At 71.9% G+C, this 18,265-nt stretch carries 16 protein-coding genes; 11 read left to right on the forward strand and 5 right to left on the reverse strand.

The window, feature by feature from the left end; all coding sequences use genetic code 11:
- Positions 1-71 precede the first annotated feature (71 nt).
- On the reverse strand, positions 72-1,256 hold the full coding sequence (locus V5E28_RS08945; protein WP_336205956.1) for an MFS transporter: 1,185 nt from the start codon (positions 1,254-1,256) through the stop codon (positions 72-74).
- A gap of 207 nt (positions 1,257-1,463) precedes the next feature.
- Positions 1,464-1,979, reverse strand: coding sequence for a TetR/AcrR family transcriptional regulator (locus V5E28_RS08950; RefSeq protein ID WP_336205957.1), 516 nt, complete (start codon positions 1,977-1,979; stop codon positions 1,464-1,466).
- 53 nt (positions 1,980-2,032) lie between these two features.
- Here V5E28_RS08950 and V5E28_RS08955 point away from each other — a divergent pair, with 53 nt between their 5' ends.
- Positions 2,033-3,196 (forward strand): cysteine desulfurase family protein, encoded by a 1,164-nt coding sequence (locus V5E28_RS08955; RefSeq protein WP_336205958.1) that lies wholly within the window; start codon positions 2,033-2,035, stop codon positions 3,194-3,196.
- Between the two features lie 62 nt (positions 3,197-3,258).
- On the opposite strand, the gene V5E28_RS08960 is transcribed toward V5E28_RS08955, so the two are convergent.
- Complete coding sequence (locus V5E28_RS08960) at positions 3,259-4,311, reverse strand: DUF695 domain-containing protein (protein WP_336205959.1); 1,053 nt, start codon at positions 4,309-4,311, stop codon at positions 3,259-3,261.
- Positions 4,312-4,390: 79 nt separating this feature from the next.
- Between V5E28_RS08960 and mnmA the strand changes: the two genes are divergently transcribed.
- Complete coding sequence (gene mnmA / locus V5E28_RS08965) at positions 4,391-5,449, forward strand: tRNA 2-thiouridine(34) synthase MnmA (RefSeq protein ID WP_336205960.1); 1,059 nt, start codon at positions 4,391-4,393, stop codon at positions 5,447-5,449.
- A 23-nt stretch (positions 5,450-5,472) separates the two neighbouring features.
- Here the strand turns inward: mnmA and V5E28_RS08970 are convergent, their stop codons facing one another.
- A complete protein-coding gene (locus tag V5E28_RS08970) occupies positions 5,473-6,105 on the reverse strand; it encodes an MBL fold metallo-hydrolase (protein ID WP_336205961.1) in 633 nt (210 codons plus the stop codon).
- 23 nt (positions 6,106-6,128) lie between these two features.
- Between V5E28_RS08970 and V5E28_RS08975 the strand changes: the two genes are divergently transcribed.
- The 7 genes from V5E28_RS08975 (at position 6,129) to gatB (ending at position 15,218) form a co-directional block, all read left to right on the forward strand.
- Positions 6,129-7,121, forward strand: a complete 993-nt coding sequence (locus V5E28_RS08975) for a methionine synthase (RefSeq protein WP_336205962.1) — start codon at positions 6,129-6,131, stop codon at positions 7,119-7,121.
- A gap of 42 nt (positions 7,122-7,163) precedes the next feature.
- Positions 7,164-9,359, forward strand: coding sequence for an NAD-dependent DNA ligase LigA (gene ligA, locus V5E28_RS08980; RefSeq protein WP_336205963.1), 2,196 nt, complete (start codon positions 7,164-7,166; stop codon positions 9,357-9,359).
- Between the two features lie 201 nt (positions 9,360-9,560).
- Positions 9,561-11,633, forward strand: coding sequence for a putative bifunctional diguanylate cyclase/phosphodiesterase (locus V5E28_RS08985; RefSeq protein ID WP_336205964.1), 2,073 nt, complete (start codon positions 9,561-9,563; stop codon positions 11,631-11,633).
- A gap of 1 nt (position 11,634) precedes the next feature.
- On the forward strand, positions 11,635-11,865 hold the full coding sequence (locus V5E28_RS08990; RefSeq protein ID WP_336205965.1) for a hypothetical protein: 231 nt from the start codon (positions 11,635-11,637) through the stop codon (positions 11,863-11,865).
- Between the two features lie 76 nt (positions 11,866-11,941).
- The gene (gatC, locus tag V5E28_RS08995) at positions 11,942-12,241 is read left to right on the forward strand and encodes an Asp-tRNA(Asn)/Glu-tRNA(Gln) amidotransferase subunit GatC (RefSeq protein ID WP_189136523.1); all 300 of its coding nucleotides are present in this window, start codon (positions 11,942-11,944) and stop codon (positions 12,239-12,241) included.
- The gene (gene gatA / locus V5E28_RS09000) at positions 12,238-13,728 is read left to right on the forward strand and encodes an Asp-tRNA(Asn)/Glu-tRNA(Gln) amidotransferase subunit GatA (protein ID WP_336205966.1); all 1,491 of its coding nucleotides are present in this window, start codon (positions 12,238-12,240) and stop codon (positions 13,726-13,728) included. The genes gatC and gatA overlap by 4 nt, the downstream gene beginning before the upstream one ends.
- A gap of 2 nt (positions 13,729-13,730) precedes the next feature.
- Entirely contained in the window at positions 13,731-15,218 is a 1,488-nt protein-coding gene (gene gatB / locus V5E28_RS09005; RefSeq protein WP_336206406.1) for an Asp-tRNA(Asn)/Glu-tRNA(Gln) amidotransferase subunit GatB, read from the forward strand.
- A gap of 22 nt (positions 15,219-15,240) precedes the next feature.
- On the opposite strand, the gene V5E28_RS09010 is transcribed toward gatB, so the two are convergent.
- Positions 15,241-15,813, reverse strand: coding sequence for a TetR/AcrR family transcriptional regulator (locus tag V5E28_RS09010; protein WP_336205967.1), 573 nt, complete (start codon positions 15,811-15,813; stop codon positions 15,241-15,243).
- A 90-nt stretch (positions 15,814-15,903) separates the two neighbouring features.
- Here V5E28_RS09010 and V5E28_RS09015 point away from each other — a divergent pair, with 90 nt between their 5' ends.
- Together V5E28_RS09015 and V5E28_RS09020 are read left to right on the forward strand one after the other, a co-directional pair.
- Positions 15,904-16,809: a TIGR03564 family F420-dependent LLM class oxidoreductase gene (locus V5E28_RS09015; RefSeq protein WP_336205968.1), complete on the forward strand. Its 906-nt coding sequence runs from the start codon at positions 15,904-15,906 to the stop codon at positions 16,807-16,809.
- Positions 16,810-16,936: 127 nt separating this feature from the next.
- Positions 16,937-18,256, forward strand: coding sequence for an MFS transporter (locus tag V5E28_RS09020; protein ID WP_336205969.1), 1,320 nt, complete (start codon positions 16,937-16,939; stop codon positions 18,254-18,256).
- The last annotated feature ends 9 nt before the right edge of the window (positions 18,257-18,265 follow it).

Raw genomic sequence — 18,265 nt, forward strand, 5'->3', positions numbered from 1 at the left:
CGCCCGGCAGTGCGCGCTCTCAGCTATGACCTGGGAATTTCGCGGGGCCGCCGCATGACATTTGTCACCGCTCAGCCGACCGTGGCGTGCTCGAGCCGTGGGACGGGCTCGATCGCCACGGGCTCCTCGCGGGGCAGGAAACGCGCGGCCGCCGCGATCAGCAGGCCCAGCACGACCGCGAGCCCGAGCGCCGTGCGCAGCGACGTGGCGTCCGACAGGAAGCCGATCACCACCGGCCCCAGCAGGAGGCCCGCGTAGCCCATGGCGCCGGCCTGGGCGATCGCCGGGCCGGGGTTGCCGGTGGCGGTGCCCGCCAGGGAGAGGGTCAGCGGCGAGATCGTCGCCACGCCCAGCCCGACGAAGAACACCGCGCCGAGAGCGACCATCGGGGCGGGCGCGGCCAGCACGACCGCGAAGAACCCCGCCGTGGCCAGGCCGGAGACGGTAAGCATGCCCCGCACGCCGAACCGGGAGCGCAGCCGGTCTCCGGTGAGCCTGGCGATCAGCATGCCCGCCTCGAAGATCGGGTACCCCAGCGCGGCCAGCGCCTCGGGCGCGCCGAGCGAGTCGCGCATGAACAGGCCGTTCCAGTCGGCGACCGTGCCCTCGACCATGAACGCGAAGAACATCAGCGCGCCGAGCAGGTAGACGACCGGCGGCAGGCGGCGGCGTCCGGTGGCGGCGGACTCACGCGCCGGGGCGTCGGGGACGTAGGTACGGCCCAGCACGATCATCGCGGGCAGCGAGACCAGGCCGACCAGCGCCAGGTTGGCGGTGAACGACAGGCCCAGGGCGATGGACAGGCTGCCCCCGGCCCCGGCCCCGATGGCGCCGACGCACCAGCCCGCGTGCAGGCCGTTCATCAGCGGCCTGCCGTAGGCACGTTCCACGGTCGAGCCCTGGGCGTTCATCGCGATGTCGATCATCCCGAAGGCCATGCCGAAGAGCGCCGCCGCGGCCAGCAGCAGCGGAAGGTTCGGCGCGAACGCCACGGCCACCAGGCCGATCGCGGTCGCCGGGCCGCCGACGCGCAGGACCGTCCTGCTCCCCGTCCGGGCCATGACCCGGCGCATGGACTGCATGGTCACCAGCGCGCCCAGACCCCACACCAGCAGGATCGTGCCGACCATGGACTCGGACAGGCCGAGCTTGTCGGTCAGCGCCGGGATGCGCACGGTCATCGTGCCCACCATCAGGCCACCGAGGAGGAAGGTGAGAACGGCCCCGTAGCGGGCGGTCCTCAGGTCGCGCGTCATAAGGCACACCTCATTCGTCATCAGGATCAGTCGCGAGAATCGGTCAGCGCGGCGCGCTGAGCGCAGAAGGAAAGCCCGGCGACGGCCGGGCGGTTTCGGCTTGGCAGGAGCCGGTACGGCGCGGATCCCCGTGGACCGGGGAGCCGGCAGGGTCAGGACCTCTCGCGGCGCGGAACCTCACAGAGGAACCGGCGCGGGTCCGTGCGGTCAGACCGGAGGCGTTCTGACCAGAGCCCGCAGCCTGGCCTCCAGGGCCAGCAGGTCTCTCTCGCTGTTGAGCGAGGGGTCATGGCTCGCCACGTCCCACAGGCCCTCACAGGCCAGCCGGGCGATCTGTGACGCGACCGGATCGGGCTCCGCGTCCAGCTCCTCGCGATGCCACCGGGTCATCGCCTCGCGCAGCGGCGTGAGGAGGAAGAGATTGCCCGAGGCGCCGGTGACGACGGCCCATCGTCGGAGCCTGCCCGAGCGCACGGCGGCCAGCGTGGCCCCGATGTAGCGCTCGGTGTAGGTCTCGTCCCGCTGGGCGGCCATGAGCTCGTCGAAGTCGTCGATCAGGCGCTCGACCATGCCCTTGATGAGGGCTTCCTTGGTGCCGAAGTGATAGAGGAGGCCGCCCTTGCTCACGCCCGCCCTCTCGGCGACCGCGGCCAGGGTCAGCGAGGTCGAGCCCTGGTCGCAGAGGAGCTCCTCAGCGGCGTCCAGCAGCTCGTCCCTTGTCATGCGTGTACTGTACCGTCCGGACGGTACAGCGGCAAACGAGATACCCTGGCGGCGTGAACAGACCGTCGGCCTATCTTGATCACGCGGCGACCACGCCCATGCTTCCCGAGGCGATCGAGGCCATGACGGAGCAACTCGGCCGGGTCGGCAACGCCTCCTCCCTGCACGCCGCCGGGCGGGAGGTGCGCAGGGTGGTCGAGGAGTCGCGTGAGACCATCGCCGACGCGCTCGGCGCCCGGCCCAGCGAGGTCGTGTTCACCTCGGGCGGCACCGAGGCCGACAACCTCGCCATCAAGGGCCTGTTCTGGGCGCGCCGGCCCAGGTCGCGCCTCCTCATCAGCTCGGTCGAGCACCACGCCGCCCTCGACCCCGCCCAGTGGCTGGCCGACAGCCAGGGCGCCCGGATGGAGCTCCTGGAGGTCGACGAGCTCGGCCGGGTCCACCCCGACACGCTGCGTGCCGCGATCGCCCGCGAGCCGGACGACGTCGCGATGATCAGCATCATGTGGGCCAACAACGAGGTCGGCACCGTCCAGCCCGTCCACGACCTCGCGGCCGTCGCCGGCGAGTACGACATCCCCTTCCACACCGACGCGGTCCAGGCCATCGGCCAGCTCCCGGTGTCGTTCGCCGCGTCCGGCGCCGACGCCCTCACCCTGACCGGCCACAAGATCGGCGGCCCCATGGGCGCGGGCGCGCTGCTGCTGGCCAGGGGTCTGACACCTGTCTCCGTGCAGCACGGCGGCGGCCAGGAGCGCGACGTCCGCTCCGGCACCCTCGACGCCCCCGCCATCGCCGGCCTGGCCGCCGCCGTCCGCACCGCCGTGAAGGAGCAGCAGGCTCAGCAGCGCCACCTCACGGCACTGCGCGACGAGCTCATCGACCGTGTCCGGCAGGCCGTGCCCGACGTGGTGCTCAACGGCGACCCCGTCGACCGGCTGCCGGGCAACGCCCACTTCTCCTTCCCCGGCTGCGAAGGCGACGCCCTGCTCATGCTGCTCGACGCCCGGGGCGTCGAATGCTCCACCGGATCCGCCTGCTCGGCCGGGGTCGCGCAGCCGTCACACGTGCTGCTGGCCATGGGCGCCGACACTGCCGCGGCGCGCGGCTCCCTCCGCTTCACCCTCGGCCACACCTCGACCCGCGACGACGTCGACCGCCTGCTGGAGGTGCTGCCGGCCGCCGTGGAGCGTGCCCGCCGAGCCGGCCTCAGCTGACTCGGGGCCGGCTAGGGGCCCGGCGACCGTCGGGCGACCGTCGGGCGTACGTCGGGCGAGGGTCAGGTGAGGAAGGCCGCCACGGCGCTCCAGGCCGGGTCGGCGGCGACGTCCACGCGCGGCTTGCCCTCCTTCCAGCTCGCGATCTGCTCCTGGGCGGCGATCGCGCCGTCGCCGGACGGGTCGGCGTACACGTGAACGACCCGGTGGCCCTCCGCGCTCAGCTGCACGGTCATCACCGCGTCGGCGTGCGGCTTGAGCAGCCGGGCGGCCAGCCGTTCCTCGAAGTCGCGCAACGCCGCCAGCGAGTCGCCGGCGGGCAGGCCGCTGTCGTCGCGGTGCGCGTACGGCAGGGTTATGGCGATGTGCTGGTCGAACAGCGGATAGTCGACCGGCCGCAGCGGATGGCGAGCGGTGGCGATCAGCGCCGCGCCGCCGGCCGTCTGCCCCTCCAGCAGGACCCACTGCTCCTCGCCGAAGTCGGCGGCCACATCGGCGACGACCGCGGGCAGATGCACGGCGGGCACCGCGTCGATCGGCTGGAAGGTGGCCGGCGAGATCTCGCCGACCCAGCGGGCCACGTCGTCCTCGCCGAGCAGCCAGTCCAGGGCGAGCAGCGTGGCGTCCAGCCGGGTCTCCTCGTCGAGCTCGCCGAAGATCGGATGGTAGGCGGACACGTCCACCCGCGGCGCCCCCCGGGGGACCCGCAGCCCCAGCACCAGCTTGTCCAGCCCGAACGCGAAGCCGCCCACGTCCAGGGTGATCTCCGCGGCCTGCGGATTGGCCTGGCGTGACGGATGGAACTCCCAGAGCATGTCGGCGGGCGGCGCGCCCCTCGCCCAGCGGTGCGCCAGCGACCTCAGCTCGGCGTCACCCGCGGCGGTCACGACCAGCGCGTGCGCGGCGTTTCTGCCCGGGGCCACCTCCCAGACCAGTCCCTGGTGGATCGCGCTCACCGCGGGCGCGAGCAGGTCCTGCAGCCGCTCGGCGTCTCCGTCCGCCACCATCGCGTCGAGCCGTGGCCTGGTGTCGCCCCACCACACCCAGAAAGCGGCGATGGCCTCATCCGCCACGGCGGGCTCTTCCTCGTCGTCCTTGCGCCCGAACAGTCGCATGACCAGATCCTCCCAGACCGAGCCGCCGCTCGTGCCCCCGCTCCGCGCAGTCCCGGGCGGACAGTAGGCTGGAACGGTCATGGGACTGCGTGTGCTTGCCGCCATGTCGGGCGGCGTCGACTCCGCCGTGGCCGCCGCTCGGATCGCCGAAGCCGGTCACGACGTCACTGGTGTGCATCTGGCCCTGTCGGCCAACCCCCAATCCCACCGCACGGGAGCCAGGGGCTGCTGCACGATCGAGGACTCGCGCGACGCCAGGCGCGCCGCCGACGTGATCGGTATCCCGTTCTACATCTGGGACATGGCCGAGCGCTTCCAGCGTGACGTGGTCGAGGACTTCGTCGCCGAATACGCCGCCGGCCGCACGCCCAATCCGTGCCTGCGGTGCAACGAGAAGATCAAGTTCGAGGCGGTGCTCGACCGGGCACTGGCGCTCGGCTTCGACGCGGTCGCCACCGGGCACCACGCCAAGCTGGTCGACGGCGTGCTGTCCAGGAGCGTCGACCCCGGCAAGGACCAGTCCTACGTGCTGGGCGTGCTCACCCGTGAGCAGCTCAGCCACGCGATCTTCCCGCTGGGCGACTCCACCAAGGCCGAGGTGCGCGAGGAGGCCGCCAGGCGCGGTCTGACCGTCGCCGACAAGCCCGACAGCCACGACATCTGCTTCATCGCCGACGGCGACACCCGCGGCTTCCTGGCCAAGCGGCTCGGCTCGGCCGAGGGGCCCATCGTGGACGAGCACGGCGGCGTGGTCGGCAGCCACCAGGGAGCCCACGGCTACACCGTCGGCCAGCGCAAGGGCCTGCACATCGACCGGCCCGCCCCGGACGGCAGGCCGCGCTACGTGCTGTCGATCGAGCCGGTGTCCAACACGGTCACCGTCGGTCCCCGCTCCGCGCTGGAGGTCACCTCGATCACCTGCGTGCGGCCCCTGTGGAACGGCCCGTCCGTCCAGCAGGACGTGACCGTGCAGCTCCGGGCGCACGGCGAGGTGTTCGGCTGCCGCTTCGAGGAGCGGGACGGGGGGCTCGTCATCGAGCTCGACCGGCCCGCGACCGGCGTCGCGGCAGGCCAGGCGGCGGTGCTCTATTCAGGGGCCACGGTGATCGGTTCCGCGACGATCGCCGCCGCGGCCTAGCCTCCTGCACGGCGGGCCGCCGGTCAGGAGAGGGTGACGGATTCGCCGATGGTCAGCCTGCGCATCTCCGCGTCCTGCTTGTCCGATTCCAGGCGGAGATAGTTGTCCACCAGCGTCAGGCCGAAATCGTTGAGCAGGCCGTCATGGGTGGAGAAGGCCCTGGCCGGGCGGACGGTGCGCAGATAGTCGACCATCTCCATGAGCTTGAGCCAGGGCGCGTTGGTCGGGACCAGAAGGGTGGGGACCTCGACGTCCGGGACGGTCAGCGCGTCGCCAGGGTAGAAGAGCTCGTCGTCGACCAGGAAGCCGATGTTCTGCACGATGGGGACGTCGGGGTGGTTCTTGGCGTGCCACTCGCCGAACGCCCTGACCGCGAAGCCCGCGGTCCGGAAGTCGTCGCCGTGCCGGACTACCTGGACCTTGGCGGGCAGGTCCGCGAGCTGGGCGGCGACTGCTTCGCAGGTCCAGATCTCCAGGTCCGCTGAGGCGGCGGAGAGGCGGTCGACGTCGAGGTGGTCGGCGTGCTGGTGGGTGACCAGGACCGCGTCGGCGCCGTCGAGGACCGGGTCGGCGGTGAAGGTGCCGGGGTCGACGACCAGGACCTTGCCGTCCTTCTCCAGGCGAACGCACGCGTGGCCGTACTTCGTGAGCTCCATCTCAGACAGCCTACGCTGGTGCCATGTTGACGTGGGAAGCCACCGGGGTCGGCTCGCATCCGGGCGTAGATCATTTCGAGGCGTTGCGGGTCGTGTTCGGGGAGGTGCCCGGCCTGCCCTACCTGCCGGAGCTGCCTGCCCGGGGCGTCGGGGCGGACATGGTGGGCCGGACCGCGGCGCTGCTCGTCGACCTGCACGTGGAGGTGCAGCCGTCCGGGTGGCGGCTGGCCGGGCGGCCGGGGCGCGATCACCAGCGGGCGGTCGACCATCTGCGGCGCGATCTCGACGGGCTGGAGGAGGTCGGGCACGACTACACCGGGCCGCTGAAGGTGCAGGTGTGCGGGCCCTGGACGCTGGCGGCCTCGATCGAGCTCCGCCACGGCGACAAGATGCTGTCGGACAAGGGAGCGGTGCGCGATCTGATCGCCTCGCTCGTCCAGGGGGTGGCCGACCACTGCGCCGAGGTGCGGCGGCGGCTGCCCGGCGTGACCGAGATCGTGCTGCAGCTCGACGAGCCGGGGCTGCCCGGGGTGCTGGTGGGGACCGTGCCGACCGCCTCCGGGTTCGGCCGGCTGCCGGCCGTGGAGGCGTGGCTGGTCGAGGAGTCGCTGCGCCGCTTCGACGCCCCCGTGGTGCACTGCTGCGCGCCTTCCGTGCCGTTCGGGCTGCTGCGCGGCGCGGGCGTGCGGGGGATCTCGGTGGACACGTCCATGCTCCGGCGCGCCGACGACGAGGCCATCGGCGAGGTGGTCGAGGCGGGCATCGGGCTGTTCCTCGGCGTGGTGCCGGGGACCGACACGCGGCTGGCCGGTGCCGGTGCGGTGGCCAGGCCGGCGCTGGAGCTGTGGCGGCGGCTCGGGTTCGCGCCCGAGCGGCTGGCCGGGCAGGTCGTGCTGACTCCGGCCTGCGGGCTGGCCGGCGCGTCCCCCGGTTACGCGAGGGCGGCACTGGCGGCGTGCGTCAAGGCCGCCCAGGTGCTCAAGGAGGATCCGGAGAGCGATCTCGCAGGCGGCTGACGATAGCGTTGCCGCAGATGGAAGCACGGAAGGAGAGCCCCCGTGAGCGAGCAGGGCACCGACGCCGGAGGCGTCCCCGTGAGCGCGTTGCGACGGCACGCCGAGCTGAGCGAGCTGGTCGAGGACGCCCGCAGGCGCTACTACGTCGACGACCGGCCCACGGTCAGCGACGCCCAGTTCGACACGTGGTTCAACGAGCTGCTCGAGCTGGAGAGGGCCCACCCGCCGCTGCAGACGCCCGACTCGCCGACGCAGAAGGTCGGCGCGCCCGCTTCGGGGGACTTCGCCAAGGTCGAGCACCTCGCCAGGCTGGAGAGCCTCGACAACGTCTTCAACGCCGACGGCGTGGCCGCCTGGCTGGTCAGGGCGGAGCGGCTGGCCGAGCACGACCCCGGCCCCTACCTGTGCGAGCTCAAGATCGACGGCCTGGCCATCGCGCTGGTCTACCGCGACGGCAGGCTGGAGCGCGGCGCCACCCGCGGTGACGGGAGCGTCGGCGACGACGTGACGGCCAACGTCCGCACCATCAGGGGCATCCCGCACCGGCTCACCGGCGACGACGTGCCGAGCCTGGTGGAGGTGCGCGGCGAGGTCTACATCCCCGTCGAGGACTTCAAGAGGTTCAACGAGGAGCTCGTCGAGCAGGGCAAGCAGCCCTTCGCCAACCCGCGCAACTCGGCCGCGGGCACGCTGCGGCAGAAGGACCCGCGCGTCACCGCCCGGCGCCCGCTGCGCATGCTGGTGCACGGCGTCGGCGTCTGGGAGGGCGCGGCCGAGCCACAGGCCCAGTCGCAGGTGTACGACCGGCTGCGTGAGTTCGGCCTGCCGGTCAGCGACCTCTATCGGGTGGTCGGCGGCCTAGACGAGATCAACGACTACATCGAGTACTACCGCCGCCACCGGCACGACGTGGCCTATGAGATCGACGGCGTGGTGGTGAAGGTCGACCGGTTCCGCGAGCAGCGCGAGCTGGGCTCCACCTCGCGGGCGCCGCGCTGGGCCACCGCGTTCAAGTACCCCCCTCAGGAGGTCAACACCAAGCTCCTCGACATCCAGGTCGGCGTCGGCCGCACCGGGCGCGTCACGCCCTTCGGCGTCATGGAGCCGGTGGTGGTGTCGGGCTCGACGGTGGTGCGGGCCACCCTGCACAACGCGGCGATCGTGGTCAAGAAGGGCGTGCTCATCGGCGACACGGTGGTGCTGCGCAAGGCGGGTGACGTCATCCCCGAGATCATCGGTCCGGTCACGGACCTGCGCGACGGCAGCGAGCGCGAGTTCGAGATGCCGGTCCGCTGCCCCGAATGCGGCACCGAGCTGGCCTACGAGCAGGAGGGCGACGCGGACCTGCGCTGCCCCAACGCCCGTGGCTGCCCGGCGCAGATCCGTGAGCGGATGTTCTTCGCCGCGCGTCGCGAGGCGCTCGACATCAGGGGGCTCGGTTACGTGGCGGCCACCGCGCTCACCCAGCCCCTCCCGCCGCAGGAGCCGGTGGTGCGCACCGAGGCGGACCTGTTCGACCTCACGCTGGAGAAGCTCGTCCCCATCAGGTCCATCGTCCGCGACCAGGACTCCGGCCTGCCCAAGATCGATCCGAAGACGGGGAAGGAGAAGGTCGTCTCGTTCTTCTCCAACGTGGACGGCCGGCCGAGCCAGAACGCCCACCGGCTCATGGAGGAGCTGGAGCGGGCCAAGCAGACCCCGCTCGCGCGGATCCTGGTCGCCCTGTCGATCCGGCACGTCGGCCCGCCCACCGCCCGCGACCTGGCCGGCGCGATGGGATCGATCGAGGCCGTCATGAACGCCTCCGAGGAGGAGCTGGCCGCCGTGGAGGGCATCGGCCCGCGGGTGGCGGCCACGATCAGGCAGTGGTTCGAGGTCGACTGGCACCGCGAGATCATCACCCGCTGGCAGCGGGCCGGGGTGCGCATGCGGGACGAGGCGCCGGCCGGTGCCGAGAAGGTCGAGCGGACGCTGGAGGGGCTCACCTTCGTGGTGACGGGCACGCTGTCCGGCTACACCCGCGACCAGGCGGGCGCGGCCGTCACCAGCCGGGGCGGCAAGGTGACGAGCTCGGTGTCGAAGAAGACGTCGTTCGTGATCGCGGGGGAGAACGCCGGGTCCAAGTACGACAAGGCGGTCAGCCTGAAGGTCCCGATCCTGGATGAGCAGGGTTTCGAGGCGCTGCTCGACCGGGGCCCCGAGGCGGCGGCGCAGCTGGCGGTCACCCCGGAGGAGTGAGTCCCAGGTGTCAAGGAGGCGCCGCCGGACGAAACCGATTCCGTGACCCGGGAAGGTCTCGCGGACACGTAGCGTTTAGCTATTAGCTACACAGGGTGGGTATTTCCGGAAAGCGACGTGACGGAACGTACGCGCTTGGTTTCGCGAAGTGGGGTTAAGGTCGTACCCTCCCATAGTGACCTAATGGGGGTTCTGTTACCGATGACTGACCCAACCGACACCCGCGACACAGGACCACGCGTCGGCACGCCCCTGTGGGCGTTCCTCGCGGGCGTCACCGTGATCGGCTTCACCGCGCTCGTCGTCGCCATGCTGAGACTGGACACGACACAGCTCCCGGAGCTCGCCCTGACACCGCTGTTCTGGGTGCTGACGGTGCTGGTCATCCTGGGAGAGCTGAGGCCCGTCATGGTGTCCTCGGCCACCGCGGTGGGCGGCACGTACCCGTCGGCCATGTTCACCTTCGCCGTCCTGCTCCACTACGGGCTGCCCGTCGCCGTGCTCATGCAGGCCGTGGCCGTCGCCGTCAACGGGGTGGCCACCCGTAAGGCGTGGCACCGGGTGATGTTCAACGTCGCCCAGTCGACGCTCGCGCTGACGGCCGCGGCCGTGGTGCTCGGGCTGTTCGGGATCGTGCCCAGTGCCGCCGCGCCCTGGGTGCCGTCCGGCGCGGACCTGCTGGCGATCGCGCTGGCCGGCGTCGCCTACTTCGCCACCCGGGCCATGCTGGTGTGCGGCGCCGTCGCGCTGCACGAACGCAGGTCCATCGTGCGGGTGCTGCGGGTCACGGTGGGGCCGCAGAGCCTCGTCTACGCCGCGCTGCTCGGGCTGGCGCCCCCGGTCGTCGTCGTGATGGCCCACTCGCCGGGGCTGGTGCCGCTGTTCGTGGCGCCGCTCGCCGCCGTCTACTTCACCGCCACGCTGTCCATGCGCCGCGACCACCAGGCGCTGCACGACGAGCTGACCGGCCTGCCGAACCGCAAGATGCTCATCGTGAGCACCGAGGAGGCGCTCGCCGAGGCCCGCCAGGACGAGCGGGTCGGCCTGTTCCTGATCGACCTCGACCGGTTCAAGGAGGTCAACGACACCATGGGCCACCCGGTCGGCGACCGGCTGCTGCAGATGGTCGCGCACCGGCTCACCCACTCCGTGCGGCCCGGGGACGTGGTGGCGCGGCTGGGCGGCGACGAGTTCGCCGTGCTGCTGCCCTCCATCAGGGACGCCCACGCCGCGCGGGAGGTGGCCGCCAGGCTGCGCGCCGCGCTGACCGAGCCGGTGCGGCTCGAAGGCATGACCTTCGACCTGGACGGATCCGTCGGCATCGCCCTGCATCCGGACCACGCGCCCGACTTCGAGATGCTGCTCCAGCGCGCCGACGTGGCCATGTACCTGGCGAAGGAGGGCCGCACGGGCGTGGAGCTCTACCAGCCGGACAAGGACCGCAACTCGCCCGAGCGGCTCAACCTCCTCGGCGACCTGCGCCGCGGGCTCGACAACCACGAGCTCAGGCTTCACTACCAGCCCAAGGTGGGCCTTGCCGGAGGCGCCGTGGCCGGCGTCGAGGCGCTGCTGCGCTGGCGCCACCCGGTGCACGGGGCGATCGCGCCGTCGGAGTTCATCCCGCTGGCCGAGCAGTCCTACCTGATGCGCCACCTCACCGCGTATGTCATCGACGAGGCGCTGGAGCAGGCGGCCCGCTGGTGGCATACCGGCCTGCAGGTGCAGATCTCGGTCAACATCTCCGCCCGTGACCTGCTCGACTCGGCGCTGCCCGAGCAGCTCGAAGCCGGCCTGGCCCGGCTGCGGCTGCCGCCCGCGTCGATCCAGCTGGAGGTCACCGAGCGCATCCTGACCGGCCAGCAGGCCTACACCCACGAGACCATCAAGGCCCTGGCGACGCTCGGCGTGCCGCTGGCGCTCGACGACTTCGGCACGGGCTACTCCTCGCTCATCAGGCTGCAGCGCCTGGCGGTGTCCGAGGTGAAGATCGACGCCTCGTTCGTGCGGCGCATCGCCGAGTCCGAGGACGACAACCGGATCGTGCGCTCCATCGTCGACCTGGTCCGCTCGCTCGGCCTGCGCTCGGTCGCCGAGGGGGTCGAGTCCGACGAGGTCGCCCTCCGCCTGGCGGAGATGGGCTGCGACCTTGGTCAGGGCTGGCTCTTCGGCCAGCCGATGCCCGCCGCCGACGCCACGGCCTGGCTGCGCGAGCGCTACGAGGCGGCCCCGGAGATCGGGTACGGCTACCGCCCGGAGGTCACGCAGACCGCCTGACGTGGGTGACTCTCGCGAACGGTTCGGCTGTCAGGTGCTCGGCCCGCATTTCGAGGAGTTGTGCCGTGAGTTCGCCCGGAGCGAGGACGCCTTCGGGGAACTGCCAGGTGACGTGGGCGCGGGAGTGATCACCGATCCGGCGCGCCGCGAGCAGATCGAGGTGGATGTCGCGGTGTTCGCGCCCGCCGGCCGAGATTTACGGGTGAGCCCCGGCGTGTTTCCAGGTGGTTAACGGTTCGGAGGCGTTCGGACAGGGCCCCTAGGATGTGAGTGTCCAAACTCCATCCACGAAACGGGTTCAACGACTCATGTCCGCCATAACCCGCGACGAGGTCGCGCATCTGGCCCGGTTGTCCAGGCTGGCGCTCACCGACGACGAGCTCGACCACTACGCCACGCAACTCGATGCCATCATCGAGTCGGTCGCGAAGGTGGCAGAGGTCGCCGCCGAGGACGTGCCGCCATCGTCGCACGCTCTTCCGCTGACCAACGTTTTCCGTCCCGACGAGGTGCGACCGTCCCTGACGCCCGAGCAGGCCCTGTCGGGCGCTCCCGCCGTCGAGGACGACCGCTTCCGGGTGCCGCGCATCCTCGGGGAGGAGGCATGAGTCTGATCCGCAAGACCGCCGCCGAACTGGGCGCCATGATCGCCGCCGGTGAGGTGACCGCCGCCGAGGTGGCCGAGGCCCATCTCGACCGGATGGCCGAGGTCGAGCCCAAGGTGAAGGCATTCCTGCACGTCGACCGGGAGACGACGCTGGAGCAGGCGCGGGCCGTCGACGCCAGGCTGCGGGCGGGCGAGAAGCTCGGGCCGCTGGCCGGGGTGCCGATCGCGCACAAGGACATCTTCGCGACCCGCGACATGCCGACCACGGCCGCGTCCAGGATCCTGGAAGGCTGGCGGCCGCCGTACGACGCGACCGTGACGCGCCGGCTGCGCGAGGCGGGGCTGGTCATCCTCGGCAAGACCAACCTGGACGAGTTCGCCATGGGCTCCTCCACCGAGAACTCCGCCTACCACCTGACGCACAACCCGTGGGACCTGACCAGGATCCCCGGCGGCTCGTCGGGCGGCTCCAGCGCCGCCGTCGCCGCCTACGAGGCGCCGCTGTCGACGGGCACCGACACGGGCGGCTCGATCCGGCAGCCCGCCGCGGTGACCGGCATCGTGGGCATGAAGCCCACCTACGGCGGCTCGTCCCGCTACGGCCTGATCGCGTTCGCCAGCTCGCTCGACACGCCGGGGCCGTTCGCCCGCAACGTGCTCGACGCCGCGCTGCTGCAGGAGTCGTTCTCCGGGCACGACCCGATGGACTCCACCTCGATCGACGCCCCGGTGCCCTCGGTCGTGGAGGCCGCCCGGCAGGCCGACGTCGCCGGCATGCGGATCGGCGTCGTCAAGGAGTTCGCCGGCGAGGGCGCCCAGCCGGGCGTGCTGGCCCGCTTCAACGAGGCCGTCCAGCTGCTGGAGTCGCTCGGCGCGAAGGTCGTCGAGGTCTCCTGCCCGTCGTTCGAGACGGCCCTGCCGGCTTACTACCTCATCGCGCCGTCGGAGTGCTCGTCCAACCTGGCCCGCTTCGACGCCATGCGCTACGGCCTGCGCGTCGGCGACGACGGCACCCGCAGCGCCGAGGAGGTCATGGCGCTGACCAGGGCGGCCGGTTTCGGTCCCGAGGTCAAGCGGCGGATCATGCTGGGCACCTACGCCCTGTCGAGCGGCTACTACGACGCCTACTACGGCCAGGCCCAGAAGGTCCGCACGGTCATCTCCCGCGAGTTCGAGGCCGCCTTCCACCAGGTCGACGTGCTGATCTCACCCACGACGCCGACCACGGCGTTCCCGATCGGCGAGCGTGCCGACGACCCGATGGCGATGTACCTCGCCGACCTCTACACCATCCCGTCCAACCTGACGGGCAACGCGGCCATCTCGGTGCCGTGCGGCCTGGCCGACGAGGACGGCCTGCCCGTGGGCCTGCAGATCATGGCGCCGGTCCTGGGCGACGAGCGCTGCTACCGTGTCGGCGCCGCCGTGGAGAAGGCCCTGGAGAGCCGCTGGGGCGGCCCGTTGCTGAAGGAGGCACCGTCACTGTGACCATGGTCTATGACGAAGCGCTCGATCGTTTCGAGCCGGTGCTCGGGCTGGAGACGCACGTCGAGCTGGGCACGCGCTCGAAGATGTTCTGCGGCTGCGAGACCGCCTTCGGCGCGCCGCCCAACACGCACGTCTGCCCGACCTGCCTGGCACTGCCCGGATCGCTGCCCGTGGCCAACGCCGTGGCGATCGAGTCCACGATCCGCATCGGCCTGGCGCTCAACTGCTCCATCGCCGAGTGGTGCCGCTTCGCCCGGAAGAACTACTTCTATCCGGACATGCCGAAGAACTACCAGATCTCGCAGTACGACGAGCCGCTCTGCTTCGACGGCTACATCGACATCGAGGTCGAGGGCAAGCCCGTGCGGATCGAGATCGAGCGGGTGCACCTGGAGGAGGACACCGGCAAGTCCACCCACATGGGCGGCGCGACCGGTCGCATCCACGGCGCCGACTACTCGATCGTCGACTACAACCGCGCGGGCATCCCGCTGGTGGAGATCGTCACCAAGCCGATCCCCGGCACCGACCGGATGGCGCCCGAGGTGGCCAAGGCCTACGTCACCGAGCTGCGCGAGGTCATGCGCTCGCTGGGCGTCTCCGACGTGCGCATGGAAGAGGGCTCGCTGCGCTGCGACGTCAACGTCTCGCTCATGCCTCGCGGCGCCTCGGAGTGGGGCACCCGCACGGAGACCAAGAACGTCAACTCTCTGCGCAGCGTTGAGCGGTCCGTACGCAGTGAGATCGAGCGGCAGGCGGCGGTTCTGGCCGAGGGTGGCCGGATCGTGCAGGAGACCAGGCACTTCCACGAGGACACCGGCACCACCACGTCGGGCAGGTCCAAGGAGGAGGCGCAGGACTACCGCTACTTCCCCGAGCCCGACCTGGTGCCGATCGCGCCGGACCCGGCCTGGGTGGCGGAGCTGAAGGCGGGGCTGCCCGAGCTGCCGTCGGTCAAGCGCCAGCGGCTGAAGGCCGAGTGGGGGCTGTCCGACCTGGACATGCAGGCCATGCACAACGCCGACGCGATCGACCTGGTCGAGGCCACGGTCGCGGCGGGCGCGCCGGCCGCCGACGCGCGCAAGTGGTGGATGGGAGAGCTGGCCCGCCGCGCCAACGAGACCGGCACCGCGCTGGCCGGCCTGCCGATCACGCCGGAGCAGATCGCCCGGGTCACCGAGCTGGTCGCCTCCGGCGCGCTCAACGACAAGCTGGCCCGCGAGGTGCTCGAGGGCGTGCTGGCCGGGGAGGGCTCGCCTGACGAGGTGGTCGAGAAGCGCGGCCTGAAGATCGTCAACGACGAGGGCGAGCTTTCGGCGATCATCGACGAGGTGCTCGCGGCCAACGCCGACGCGGTGGAAAAGGTCCGCTCCGGCAAGATCGCCGCGGCGGGAGCCCTGGTCGGAGGCGTGATGAAGGCCAGCCGCGGCAAGGCCGACGCCGCCCGGGCGCGGGAGCTGATCCTGGAGAAGCTGGGCGTCTCCGGATAGCGGCAGCGAATTGCGGGCCCCGTCACTCCGGTGGCGGGGCCTTTCGCGTGCCGGGGATGGTCACCAGGGCGAGCAGCCGGTCGATGAGCCGCTCGTCGCCGGGGGACTGCTCGGCCGCCCAGCCGATGGCATTGGCCAGCGTGAGCAGGTCGTCGACGCGGGGAGCGCCGGCCTGCCCGGCCGGTGACGCCGTCTCGGGCGGGCGGGCGCGGTGGAGCAGGGCGGCTCCGGTCGCCGTGATCTGGTCGTGGCAGGCCGCGAGCGCCGGGCCGGCACCCGCCATCTCGACCGCGACCAGCCCACGCATGGCTGTCGCGTGCACCGCGACCGCCCGCAGCCAGGTGCGCAGCGCTTCGCCGGGCGACGGGTGGTCCGCGAGCTCGCGCCCCCGCGCGCACAGCGCGTCCACGTCGTCCTTGATGATCTCGACGAGCAGGTCCTGCGAGGTGGGGAAGTGCCGGTAGAGCGTCCCCGCCCCCACGCCGGCCCGCTGCGCGACCTGGTTGAGCGAGGCGCCGGGCCCCTGCTCGGCGAACACCTCCCGGGCGGACGCCACGATCCGCTCGCGGTTGCGCCGGGCGTCGGCACGCATCATCGGGGCTCCCAGGGTTGCTAAGTGGAGAAGCTCTCCATATCCTAGCCGCACAGTAAACCGGAGAACCTCTCCGATTAGTCAGGAGGAGTCATGCGGATCGGGATCTCCATCGGCGACGTGCGCGGCCCCGCGTCCCCGGCCGACCTCGTCGCCCAGGTGCGTACGGCCGCCGAGCTCGGCTACGACACCGTCTGGTCCAGCCAGGCGTTCGGCTGGGACGCTCTCACCTCCCTCGCCGTGGCGGGGACGCTCGTGCCGGGCATCCCGCTCGGCACGGCGGTCGTCCCGGTGCCCCAGCGCCACCCGCTGGTGCTGGCGAGCCAGGCGCTCAGCGTCCAGGCCGCGACCGGCAACCGCCTCACGCTCGGCGTCGGCGCGGGCGTCGCGATGATGGTCACGTCGATGTACGGGTTGCCGGCCGACCGGCCGGCGGCCCGGATGCGCGAGTACCTGACGGTCCTGGGCCCGCTCCTGCGCGGCGAGAGCGTCGCGCACGAGGGCGAGCTGATCACCGCCTCCGGGCAGGTGGCCGTGCCGGGCGCCGAGCCGCCGGAGGTGCTGGTGGCGGCGCTCGGCCCGGCCATGCTCAGGGTCGCGGGCGAGCTCGCGGGAGGCACGGTGACGTGGATGACCGGCCCGCGGACGCTCGCCGCCCACATCGTGCCGGCCATCACCAGGGCCGCGGAGTCCGCCGGCAGGCCCGCGCCGCGCGTGGTCGCCGGGCTGCCGGTCTGCGTCACGGACGACGAGGCCGGGGTGCGGGAGCGGATCGCCGAGCAGTTCGGCCTCGCCGGGCGGGTGCCGGAGTATCGGGCCGTGCTCGACCGCGAGGGCGTGGCGGGGCCGCAGGACGTGGCCGTCGTGGGCGACGAGAAGGGCGTGGCCCGCCAGCTCGCCCGGCTGGCCGACGCCGGTGTCACGGACTACCTGGCCTCGCCGTTCGGCACCGCCGAGGAGCAGGAGCGCACGGTCCGGGCGGTGGCCGCGCTCATCTGAGCCGGCCTAGGTCTATTCGCGTGCATGGACCTAGGACCCCCGCCGGAGGCGCCCCGGCGTGCGGGGTCCTAGCGTCGGGAGCATGACACGTAGAGCTGTGACACGTAGAGCTGTGACACGTAGAGCTGTGACACGTAGAGCACTGACAGCGGGTTTGGTGGCGATGGTGTCGCTGGTGGCCTTCGAGTACGTCGCGGTGGCCATCGCCATGCCGGTGGTGGCACGGGAGCTCGGCGGGATCGAGCTGTACGGACTGGCCTTCAGCGGCGCGATGGCGGCCGGGGTGGTGGGGACGGTGGTGGGCGGCCGGTGGGCCGACCTGCGCGGACCTCTTGCGCCGTTGTGGACTGGTGCGGCAGCTTTCATCGGCGGACTGGTCATGGCCGGTCTCGCGCCGTCCATGGAGGTGCTGATAGCCGGGCGGCTGGTGCAGGGGTTCGGGGGAGCGCTGGTGAACGTGGCGCTCTATGTGGTGGTGGCCCGGGTCTATCCCGAGGAACTGCACCCGAAGATCTTCTCGCTGTTCGCGACGGCATGGGTGGTGCCGTCGATGGTGGGGCCCGCGATCGTCGGAGTCATCGTGGACACGGCGGGCTGGCGCTGGGTGTTCCTGCTGGTGCCGTTCCTGACGGTGGCCGGCGGCCTGGTGCTGCTGCGCGGGCTCGCGGGCCAGCCGGTCACCGGCGGGCAGGGCACGCCCGCCCCCGGACTGCTGGCCAAGGTCGGTTGGGCGGCGCTCGCCGCGCTCGCCGCGGGTCTCATGCAGTACGGCAGCAGCGGGCAGGTGGTCTTGCTGATCGCCGGCCTGGTGCTCCTGGCCGTGGCGCTGCCCAGGCTGCTGCCCGCGGGGACGCTGAAGGCCGCCAGGGGGCTGCCCGCGGTCGTGGGGCTACGCGGGCTGGCCACCGGCGCGCTCTTCGCGACCGAAGTGATCATCCCGCTCATGCTCGTCGAGGAGCGCGGCCTGTCGCCGCTGATGGCCGGGATCGCGCTCACCGGAGGCGCGGTGACCTGGTCCTTCGCCTCCTGGCTGCAGGGACGCGAGGTGTTCAGCCAGATCACGAACCTGCGGCTCGGCTCGGTCATGCTGGCGGTGGGCATCCTGCTCATGGGCGTGGTGACCTTCGCCGCGGTGCCGGTCGCCCTGGCCTACCCGTCGTGGATCGTGGCCGGGTTCGGCATGGGGCTGATCTATCCGACTTTGTCGGTGCTCACCCTGGAGCTGTCGGATCCGGGCGAGGAGGGCGTCAACAGCTCGGCGCTGCAGGTCGGCGAGTCGGTGTTCTCGGTGGTGGCGGTCGCCGTCACCAGTGCGCTCTTCACCGCGGTGGGTTCCGGCTACTGGGCGGTCTTCGCGGCCGCGCTCGTCATGGCGCTGGCGGGGCTGGCGATCGCGCCGCGCGCCATGCGGGCCGCCGTCCTGGTGCCCAGGGCGGTGGGCGTGTGAACGGTCCCG

The organism is Nonomuraea sp. LPB2021202275-12-8, from assembly GCF_037044575.1.
GTDB lineage: Bacteria > Actinomycetota > Actinomycetes > Streptosporangiales > Streptosporangiaceae > Nonomuraea.